9 protein-coding genes are annotated in these 10,207 nt (G+C 62.5%); 7 read left to right on the top strand and 2 right to left on the bottom strand.

Going from position 1 to position 10,207, the window contains the following annotated elements; translation table 11 throughout:
* Positions 1-62: 62 nt before the first annotated feature.
* The gene (locus B447_RS20980; RefSeq protein WP_004248734.1) at positions 63-1,412 is read right to left on the bottom strand and encodes a heavy metal sensor histidine kinase; all 1,350 of its coding nucleotides are present in this window, start codon (positions 1,410-1,412) and stop codon (positions 63-65) included.
* A gap of 2 nt (positions 1,413-1,414) precedes the next feature.
* Positions 1,415-2,101, bottom strand: a complete 687-nt coding sequence (locus B447_RS20975; RefSeq protein WP_002924878.1) for a heavy metal response regulator transcription factor — start codon at positions 2,099-2,101, stop codon at positions 1,415-1,417.
* Positions 2,102-2,270: 169 nt separating this feature from the next.
* On the opposite strand from B447_RS20975, the gene B447_RS20970 reads away from it, so the two are divergent.
* The 7 genes from B447_RS20970 to B447_RS20940 form a co-directional block, all read left to right on the top strand.
* Positions 2,271-2,609, top strand: a complete 339-nt coding sequence (locus tag B447_RS20970) for a DUF4148 domain-containing protein (RefSeq protein ID WP_004248732.1) — start codon at positions 2,271-2,273, stop codon at positions 2,607-2,609.
* Between the two features lie 614 nt (positions 2,610-3,223).
* The gene (locus B447_RS20965; protein WP_004248731.1) at positions 3,224-4,492 is read left to right on the top strand and encodes a TolC family protein; all 1,269 of its coding nucleotides are present in this window, start codon (positions 3,224-3,226) and stop codon (positions 4,490-4,492) included.
* A 17-nt stretch (positions 4,493-4,509) separates the two neighbouring features.
* A complete protein-coding gene (locus B447_RS20960; protein ID WP_002924863.1) occupies positions 4,510-5,073 on the top strand; it encodes a hypothetical protein in 564 nt (187 codons plus the stop codon).
* Positions 5,070-6,182: an efflux RND transporter periplasmic adaptor subunit gene (locus B447_RS20955; protein WP_002924861.1), complete on the top strand. Its 1,113-nt coding sequence runs from the start codon at positions 5,070-5,072 to the stop codon at positions 6,180-6,182. The genes B447_RS20960 and B447_RS20955 overlap by 4 nt, the downstream gene beginning before the upstream one ends.
* A gap of 15 nt (positions 6,183-6,197) precedes the next feature.
* Positions 6,198-9,317: an efflux RND transporter permease subunit gene (locus B447_RS20950; RefSeq protein ID WP_004248730.1), complete on the top strand. Its 3,120-nt coding sequence runs from the start codon at positions 6,198-6,200 to the stop codon at positions 9,315-9,317.
* Between the two features lie 41 nt (positions 9,318-9,358).
* The gene (locus B447_RS20945; RefSeq protein ID WP_037983370.1) at positions 9,359-9,745 is read left to right on the top strand and encodes a hypothetical protein; all 387 of its coding nucleotides are present in this window, start codon (positions 9,359-9,361) and stop codon (positions 9,743-9,745) included.
* 164 nt (positions 9,746-9,909) lie between these two features.
* Positions 9,910-10,207: metalloregulator ArsR/SmtB family transcription factor (locus B447_RS20940; protein ID WP_004248729.1), on the top strand; the 298-nt coding region annotated here is incomplete at its 3' end.

Below are 10,207 nucleotides of genomic sequence, written 5' to 3'. Positions count from 1 at the left end.
TCCTCCCTGATGAATGTGGGAGGGATTGTTCCGCGTGGGCGCGGGCGGGCAAAGAACGCCGCTCAGTGACCGGTTACTGAACAGCTATCCATAACGGTCATGGTAAGGCCAACGCTCGTCGTTCCGGCAGCTGACCGCACAAAGGTGGCGCCGCCATGCATTCGCGCGATCGCAGCTACGATCGCCAAGCCGAGCCCGTGGTTATGGTCGCGATGTTCGCGGGCCCCATCAACCCGATAAAAGCGGTCGAATAGACGAGGCAAATGCTCCGGGGGGATGACAGGGCCCGTGTTGCTGACAGACAGGCAAATGCGGCCATCTGCGTCCTGCTTGATATCGACCTCGATCACCGATCCGCGCTCTGCAAAACGGGTCGCATTGGCGAGCAGGTTCGAGAGCGCACGCCTAACCAACCCAGCATCGACTGTGCCCATGCCGTCACCGCGTAAGCGCGCAGTCACGCCGGCCTCCTGCATTGACGCTTCGTGGAATTCGATGACCTCGGACACCAGTTCGGCCAGGCTATCCACACGGTGGCGACGGGCGCGCTCCCCGCGATCGGCCCGGGACAAGAACAACATGTCATTGACCAGCCCCGCTAAAAGTTGAAGATCCTCGAGGTTCGATCCGAGCACATCGCGCAGTTCGGCGACATCGCGCTGACGACTCAGAGCTAGCTCGGTCTCACCAATCAAGGTCGCCAGCGGTGTGCGCAGCTCGTGAGCGACATCGGCGTTGAACCCTTCCAGTTGTTGATATGCGCGGTTCAATCGAACCAGGAGCGCGTTGAATTGTGTGACCAACGGCTGAAGCTCCTGTGCCTGGGCGGAGCCGTCAAGCGGCTGTCCAACGCTTTCCGGGCTTAGGGCCGCTGCTTGTCGAGCCAGGTCGCGAACAGGCAAGAGCGCTCTACGAACGAGCCATGCGCCGCCCACTGAGATGGCCGCCGCTCCACCAAGGGCGCTCGCGAGTAGCGTCCAGGCCAACTGCTCCAAAAGCAGCGCGTCGGCGCTGCTGTCGAGTATCAATTCGGCGCGCAGCATGGTTGTGGGCGACCATGGCACGGAGATTTCGAACTCATCCCGCCGCAGGATTGCGCCGGGGCTTGAACGCGCCGGAGTTGCGTACAGAAGAGCGTCAGATCCCTGGATCAGCCGTAACTCGAGGTTGGCATGGCCCACAAAGAAGTCGTCGAGCTTGTGACGCAGGCTCGGCAACGCGTCCCGCGTTGCGATCTCGCCGACGAGATGGCGCACTATGTCCCGCTTGTGCCGCAGTTCGTCCGTCTGCTTGTTGGAGAGATTTAGACTCGCGCCCACGTAAACGATCGAGCAGACCAAGCCGAGCCCCAGCGAGGCCAGCACGGCGAGCCACCACGATAACCAGCGGCTAAGCGAACGCGGATTGCGCATTCTCAGGGCTTCCGGTCCTCAAGGACGTATCCCATGCCGCGCACGGTATGCAACAACTTCTTCTCGAAAGCGTCGTCGATCTTGCCGCGCAACCGGCGCACCGCAACTTCGACCACGTTCGTATTGCTGTCGAAATTCATGTCCCACACCTGCGCTGCGAGCGCGGTACGGGAAAGGACCTGCCCTTGCCGGCGCAGCAGCAACGTCAGCAACGTGAACTCCTTGGCGGTCAGGTCGAGGCGCTGCCCGGATCGTGACGCCTTGCGCCGAACCAGGTCGAGTTCGAGGTCCGCCAAACGGAGCACCGTTGAATCCTGGCTATCCGAGCGCAAGGCACCGCGCCGCAACAAGGCCTGCACGCGAGCGAGCAACTCGGACAGAGCAAACGGCTTCACCAGGTAATCGTCGGCACCCGCCTGCAGGCCTCTGACCCGATCCTCGACCTCGTCCCGCGCGGTCAGCATCAGGACGGGTACGTGTTTGCCCCGACGCAGTTCTTGCAAGACGGCATAGCCATCCAGCCCCGGAAGCATGACGTCGAGGAGGACGAGGTCGTAATGCCCTTCGGTCGCGAGATAGCGGCCATCCGTGCCGCTGTGCGCGACATCCACGATGTAATTGCTTTCGGTGAGCGCCCTGCGTAGGTATTCGGCGAGCTTGGGCTCGTCTTCCACAACCAGAATCTTCATGCAGCGATTATCGCGGAGATGCCGAAACCATCACATTACGAAATCGTAATCTGGCAGTTCGCGATTCGACGAGGATGGACCCTTAAAGTCCGCGACGTGTTCGGTGCAAGGCGACGCCAAGCGGCTTATGCCGAACGCCACCTCTCACGTTGAACGAAGGAGTCTCGTCATGTCGAAAACTCGCACCACTGCCCTTTTTTCGCTTCTTGCTGCCGTCCTTGTCGTTCCTGCGGCTGCGCAAGCCAGCTCGCTGTGGCATCCCGCTCCCGGCGAGCAGGGGTTCACGTTCCATCCGGATCACTCCACGAGCACGAAAACCCGCGCCGAGGTGTTGCGCGAGCTCGAACAGGCAAAGGCCGATGGCAGCTATTTCTACCTGCAGCGTGGCCTCGCGGTGCCCTCGCGTGCTTCCGGACCCGGCAAGACCCGTGCAGAAGTCCTCAAGGAGCTGGTCGACATGACCCCGACAGAGCGCGCGTACATGAATGAACTGTACAGTGGCTCCTGAAGCCACCTATCGGCGCGAGACGTCGGGCCGTCCAGGCGTTTCGCCCAGCAGGTTCTCGTAAAGCGCCGTTTGGTCTGCCCATTGGTACCGTCGCTGTCGACGATAGCAAATCCTTATTGATAGAATCCGCGCCATGCGTCGTTGGCTTGCGATTTTCCTCTTGATCCTGCTGCCTGCCCAACTGAGTTGGGCGGCGGTGGGCGATTACTGCGCGCACGAATCCGGTGCCGCAGCCAATCATTTTGGTCATCACGCGCATCGTCACACCGAAGATGCAAAAGGCAAGGAAAAAGGGGGCTTCACGAAGGGCGCACACACAGACTGCGCATCGTGCCAGGTGGTGGGCTCTTCAGCAGTAACGAGTGAGTCCAGCGCGCTATTCACACAGCATCAGGCATCCCTCCCCATCGGCGTCACACCTGGGTGCTCACTTGCGGAGCATCCCGCAGAGCCCGAACGCCCTAAATGGGCCCGCCCAGCCTGATCGGCAGGGCGGTCGCCTTCATTCCCTCTTGATGTTCCTACCGCTTTGAGCGGTAGCGTCACGCGTCCATTGCGATCGGTCCGATCGCCCTCTGCCGATTCCCCGTGTCTTTACATCAACGGAGAATTGGATGTTTCAGCAACTTCGTCTCAAATGGCTGCCTGGGCTAATGCTCGGCCTTGCCGTCAATGGTGCCTGGGCGCAGCAGCCCGCCCCCCCGGCTCCAAGTACCGCCCTATCCCTCAAGCACGCTTTCGAGGCAGCATGGGCACGCCAGCCTGAAGCGCTGTCGCTCACGACTCAACAGGAAGCGGCGCAAGCGCGCCGCGACAGTGCCGACAGTTGGTTTGTCGAACCGCCCGCCCTAGAGGTAGCCGGAAAAACCGATCAGTTGGACAGCAATCGCGGGAGCCGTGAGTACGAGGTCGGCATCGCGGTTCCGATCTGGCTGTCGGGCGAACGTTCGAGCACTGCAGTCCTCGCCACTGCCGAAATAGCTGCCACGGCGAGCCGGGCTCGCGGCGCGCAGTTGCGCACCGCTGCAGCGGTACGCACAGCATATTGGGATTGGCAACGCGCGCGCGTAGATGTGACGCTGGCGAGGGCGGGTCTCGAGAACGCCCGCGAACTGGCCGCCGACGTGGCCAAGCGCATCAAGGCGGGTGATCTGGCGCGCGCAGATCAGCATCAGGCCGACGGTGTGCAAGCTACAGCTGAAGCCGCCGTCGCCGAGGCAGAAAGCGCCCTTGCAGATGCTGCACAGCAGTTGCGCACGCTCACTGGAATCGGGCCAGAACGCTCATCCGGCGGGGTGTCTGCGCCGGAGCCCGTCCCGTCCGCTGCGACACCGACACAGATTCTTGAGACGGCGCACCCTGCAGTGGCCGAGCTGCGTGATCGGGTCGACGTTGCGCGGCGCACGATGACCCTTGCCAGCGTTCAGGGCCGCGCGAATCCGGAGTTGAGTGTCACGACCACCCGCGAACGCGGCGCATCGGGTGAATCCTGGGAACAGACAGTCACGCTGGGCTTGCGCATTCCGCTTGGTTCCGGTTCGCGCAGCCGGTCCCGCGTTGCAAGCGCCAATGCAGAGGCCATCGAGGCCGAGGCGCAACTCCAGATCGAACTCGAACGTCTGCTGGCCGAAACAGAGATGGCGCACCAGCGCGTCGAATTGAGACGGCAGCAGGTCGCCGCTGCTGAACGGCGCTCCGACCTCGCACAGGCGTCACGCGGCTTCTTCGAGAAGGCGTTCCGCCTCGGTGAGGCCGATCTGCCGACCCGTCTGCGCATCGAATTCGAGGCGGCCGAGGCCGAACGCGAGCGCGCGCGCGCGCGTATTGATCTGGCAGCCGCCATCTCGGCCCAGCGCCAAGCGTTGGGCCTGCTTCCCGAATGAATAACAGGATCCCCAAAATGAAATCCACTCATACCCTCGCGGCATGGAGCCTCGCTGCCGTGCTTGCCGGGCTTGCCCCGCAAACGCTGGCCGGTGACGGACACGACCATGGAGAAGCGCCCGCGACCACAGCGGGCCCGGCATTGCCGCGATTTACCGCCGTCTCGGAACTCTTCGAGCTGGTCGGCGTAGTGAATGGCAAGAACGTCACCGTCTATCTTGACCACTTCGCTGACAACAGTCCGGTCAAGGACGCAAAGGTCGATCTGGAACTCGATGGGAAGGCCGTTGCGCTCACGCCCCATGCCGACGGTGAGTTCGAGGCCACGCTCGAGGAGACGCTCAAGCCGGGTGTCGTCTCTGTCACGGCAACGGTGATTGCCGGTCAGGACGCCGATTTGCTCGCTGGTGAGCTCGACTTGCATGAGACCGCCGCCGAGGCGCACGAAGAGGTTGCCGAATTGGACATGAAACCCTACGCAATTGGGGCAGGCGCGGGGGGGCTTGTGCTAGGCCTCATCGGCTGGGTTGTGCTTCGCAAGGGGAATTCGCGTAATCGCTCGACTGGAGGTGCCGCGTGAAGCTGAGCGTACTGTTTGCTGCGCTGGCGCTGGTATCGGCCAGTGCCTCGTGGAATGCCTTTGCTGGCGAAGGCCATGATCATGGCGATGAAGGTCCAGTTGTGGCAGGAGGCAATGGGCCACAACGGCAAGCCGATGGCAGTGTCTTTCTGCCAAAGCCGGCACAACGCCAGATCGGTGTTCGCACGTTGGTTACGGAAGCCGGCGAATTGCCGCGTACCACCGCGCTGGCCGGCAAGGTGGTCATGGACCCGAATGCCGGCGGAAAGGTGCAGGCCATGGTGGCTGGGCGCCTGGAGGCGGGCCCGCAGGGGTTGCCAAGCGTCGGTCAGGCCGTGAAGAAGGGGGACGTGCTGGCTTACGTTAGTCCTTCGACGGACCAGATCGAGCGGTCTAACCAGATGGCGCAATTGGCCGAGCTGCACGCGGCCAGGGCCCTTGTGGAAAAGCGCCTTGCGCGTCTGAAGGAACTCGCCGACACGGTACCGCGCAAGGAGATCGAGGCGGCCGAAAGCGAGCTTGCCAGCCTGAGGGCCAGATCGAAAGCGATCGGTGGTGGCCTCAATGCCCGTGATGTCCTGACCGCACCCGTCAGCGGTGTGATCGCATCGACTAACGCCGTGTCAGGCCAAGTGGTCGATGCGCGCGAGCTCGTGTTCGAGATCGTCGACCCGAAGCGGCTGCGTGTCGAGGCGCTCTCCTATGATCCAGAAATAGCGGCGGATGTCGCCTCTGCAAGTCTTGCGGTCGGCGACCAGCGGATCCCGCTCACCTTCATCGGCGCCGCCCGCAGCCTGCGCGAGCAGGCCTTGCCGCTCACCTTTGCAGCCGAAGGGGAAGCGCTGGCCTTTCTTGCCGTGGGGCAGCCGGTCGAGGTCTTCGTCCAGTCGCGCAGCACGCAGCAGGGTGTAAGCGTTCCCGCAGCATCGGTGCTGAAGAATTCGGCAAACCAAACCATCGTCTGGGTAAAGACGGCGCCCGAACGTTTCGAGTCCCGGACCGTCACGATCGCGCCGCTGGACGGCGTGAACATTGCGGTGACGTCCGGCCTCGAAGCCGGCGAGCGGGTCGCCTCCCGTGCCGCCACGCTGATCAACCAGATCCGCTGACCGGGAGTCTATCCGATGTTCAAGTGGCTACTCGACAACAGCCTTGGTAACCGGCTGCTGGTGATTATCGCCAGCCTGGTACTGATGGCCTACGGTGCGTTCACGCTTTCGCGAACACCCGTGGACGTATTTCCGGATCTCAACAAGCCGACGGTCACGATCATGACCGAAGCCGGCGGCATGGCGGCGGAGGAGGTCGAGCAACTCATCACCTTTCCGCTCGAGACCACCATGAATGGTTTGCCCGGCGTGGAGTCAGTGCGCTCTACCTCGAGCTCGGGGCTGTCCTTCATCTACGTGACCTTCGACTGGAGTACCGAGATTTTCCGCGCCCGGCAGATGGTGTCGGAACGCCTCTCAGCCATGGAGGAAGGGTTGCCTGAAGACGTGATTCCGCGCATGGGGCCGATCAGCTCGGTCATGGGCGAGATCATGCAGATCGCGATCCCGATCGACACGGCGAAGATCTCGCCGATGCAGGTCCGAGAGTATGCGGACTGGGTTCTTCGTCCGCGCCTGATGGCGATCCCCGGCATCGCGCAAGTCATCCCGATTGGCGGAGAGGTGCGGCAGTTCCAGGTTCAGCCCGACACCCGCCGTATGGCTGAGCTCGGTGTTTCGTTGGAGCAGTTGGAAGGGGCGATTCGAGGCTTCTCGTCGAACACCTCGGGGGGCTTTCTCGAACTGAACGGGCGCGAGTATCTCATCCGCCATCTCGGTCGGACCTCGAGCCTGGAGGATCTGAAGAACCTCGCGATCACTGCGCGAGATGGCCAGCCGATCCTGCTGCGTCAGATCGCATCCGTGACCTTCGCAGCGGCGCCCAAACGGGGGGATGCGGGCTTCGAGGGCAAGCCGGCCGTCATCCTCGGCATTCAGAAGCAGCCTACGGCGGACACCATTCACCTGACTCGCTCGATCGAAACCGCGCTCGAAGAGATGAAGATATCGCTCCCGGCCGGGATGGATGCGCCGGAGGTGACCTTCCGGCAGGCGACTTTCATCGAGGCATCGATCAGCACGCTCAAGGGTAAGCTGATTGGCGCATCGGTGTTCGTTGCGGCAATCCTCTTCTTTTTTCTCGGCACCCTGCGCCCGACGATCATCGCGCTCACCGCGATTCCGGTGTCCATCTTCATGACGGCGTTGGTCTTCAAGTATTTCGGGCAGTCGATCAACACGATGACCCTTGGTGGTCTCGCGATTGCGATTGGCGGCTTGGTCGACGATGCGGTTGTGGGCGTAGAGAACGTGCTGCGCCGATTGAAGGAGGACCGCGCAAAGCATCACGACCATCGGCTTCACCCGATCGAACTCGTGGCGCGCGCAACGATGGAAGTGCGCTCGGCCATCCTTTACGCGACGATCATCATCGTGCTGGTGTTCTTGCCGCTGTTCGCGCTGCCTGGCATGGAGGGGCGGCTGTTCGTGCCGCTCGGCGTGGCGTTCATCGTCTCCACGCTCGCCTCGTTGGTCGTTTCGGTGACCGTGACGCCGGTGCTGTCCTTTTACCTGCTTCCCCGGATGAAGTCCCTCGATCACGGTGACACGCGCTTGCTCGCCTGGCTCAAGGCACGTTATCGCGGGGCGTTGCAGGGGGTGCTCGAGCACCCCAGGGCGGCCGTCACCGCGGGTGCGGTTGCGGTGGCAATTGCTGCCGCTGCGGTACCGTTCTTCCCCACGACCTTTCTGCCGCCGTTCAACGAAGGCACCTTGCTGATCGGCATGCGGCTCAACCCGGGCGTTACCCTGGCGGAGTCGACCGTGCTCGCGCAGCAAGCGGAAGTGCTCGTGAAACAGGTTCCCGAAGTGACGCACGTCGGGCGCCGAAGCGGGCGGGCCGAGCTTGACGAGCATGCGGAAGGTGTCCACGTCAGCGAGCTCGATGTGGGGCTGAAACCCGCCGGTGAGCTGAGCCGCTCAATGGGTGAGATCACCGCAGACATCCGGTCGCGACTGGTCAATCTGCCAGCTGCGATCGCGATCGGGCAACCGATCTCACACCGCATCGACCACATGCTGTCGGGCGTGCGCTCGCAGATCGCGATCAAGATCTTCGGCGAGGATCTCGACACCCTGCGCGGTCAGGCTGACGTATTGCGAACGCGGCTTGCCGCCATTCCGGGGCTCGCTGACCTGGAGATCGAGAAGCAAGTGCTCGCGCCGCAGATCAAGGTGCGGATCGACTATGCGGCCGCTGCCCGTTACGGGGTGCCGGCACCGCAGATTCTGGCCGCGCTGCAAAACCTCGTCGAGGGCGAGAAGGTCACCCAGATCGTCGAGGGTGGTCGACGGTTCGCATTGGTCGTTCGCCTACCGGAAACGGCGCGCTCGGTCGACGGGCTGGCTCAGATCCTGATCGAAACGCCGACCGGACATGTGCCCTTGTCGAAGCTGGCGTCGATCGAGGATGGTGACGGTCCGAACCAAGTGAGCCGGGACGACGGTAAGCGCCGCATCGTGCTCTCGGCCAATGCGCAGCAGCGTCCGCTATCGGAGGTCGTCGAGGACATCCGCACCGTCGTGGCCGACCTTAAGTTGCCCGAGGGCTACTTCATCACCCTCGGCGGGCAGTTCCAAGCTCAGGAAGAGGCATCCCGTTTGGTCGGGTTGCTTTCGATCGTCTCACTCGTGCTGATGTTCGTCGTGCTCTACAGCCGCTACAAGTCGGTTCGACTCTCGGCGCTCATCATGGCGAACATTCCGCTCGCACTGGTCGGGGCGGTGATTGGACTGTGGATCTCCGGTCAGCCGCTGTCGGTGGCGGCACTCGTCGGCTTCATCACGCTTGCAGGTATTTCGGTGCGAAACGGCATCCTCAAGGTGAGTCATTACCTCAACCTGATGCGTATCGAGGGCGAGAGCTTCGACCACACGATGATCCTGCGGGGCTCGATCGAGCGCCTGTCGCCGGTGCTGATGACCGCACTGGTAACCGCGTTTGCGCTTGCACCGCTGCTGTTCGAGGCCGAGCGCCCGGGTACCGAGATTCTGCATCCGGTGGCCGTGGTGATCTTCTCGGGCCTCATCAGTTCGACCCTGCTGGATACCTTCCTTACCCCTGCAATGTTCTGGCTCTTCGGCCGCCGCGATGCAGAGAGTCTGCTCGACGATCGAAACGCCGAAGCATTCTGACGCTGCTTAACCCGCCTCATGCAAACCAGAAAGGAAAAACCATGAAGTTCTCAAAAGTCGTCGCCCTCGCTGCTCTCGTGTCTGTGGGCCCCGCCTTTGCAGCCGACGAGCATGACCATGCTCACGAGCATGAATCGATGCATGGAGGCGTGGTGGTCGAGGTCAAGGATCTCGATCTCGAACTCGTTGCCAAGCCCGAGGTGATCCAGTTGCATCTTCGCGATCACGGCAAGCCTGTTGATGTGGCAAACGGCAGTGCCAAGCTCACGCTGCTGTCTGGCGCAAACAAGCAAGATGTCGAACTCAAGCCTGCAGGTGATCGACTCGAAGCCAAGGGTAGCTTCAAGGTCGGCGCCGGCACCAAGCTGGTCGCGGTTGTCACCCTTCCGGGCAAGCCTTCCACCACGGCACGCTTCACACTGAAGTGACTCCGCCCGACCGCCTGCGGCAACGGCGCGCAGGCGGTCACCTCAGGCGCTCGGCGGTAGCAAGTTGAAAGCACTGTTGTGAGTTAACCAGCGGCCTGCCCCGCAGATGTTGTTCGCGGCGCAGACGGCTCAGCGGTTCTGCACGCTTGCACTATGATGCAACTATGCATCTCATCACCGTCAAACCCGAAGAAGTCTTCCAAGCCTTGGCCGACCGCACCCGCACCCGCATTCGCATCATGCGTCTGCTCGTAGACACCGGCGAAGAGATCTGTCTATGCGAATTGGTGGACAGCCTCCAAGAGCTGCAATACAAGCTCTCTCGCCACCTGAAAACGCTGCGTCAGGCTGGCCTGCTGAGCGCCATCAAGGATGGCCGCTGGCTCGTAAGCGGTAACCGAGCGGCGTTCTTGCCTACTTCGAGCGCGGGTGGAGATCGGATCGAAGCGGATTGGCCGCGAA

It is taken from the genome of Thauera sp. 27, assembly GCF_000310125.2.
GTDB lineage: Bacteria > Pseudomonadota > Gammaproteobacteria > Burkholderiales > Rhodocyclaceae > Thauera > Thauera mechernichensis.
This window is presented reverse-complemented; position numbering and strand designations above follow the sequence as displayed.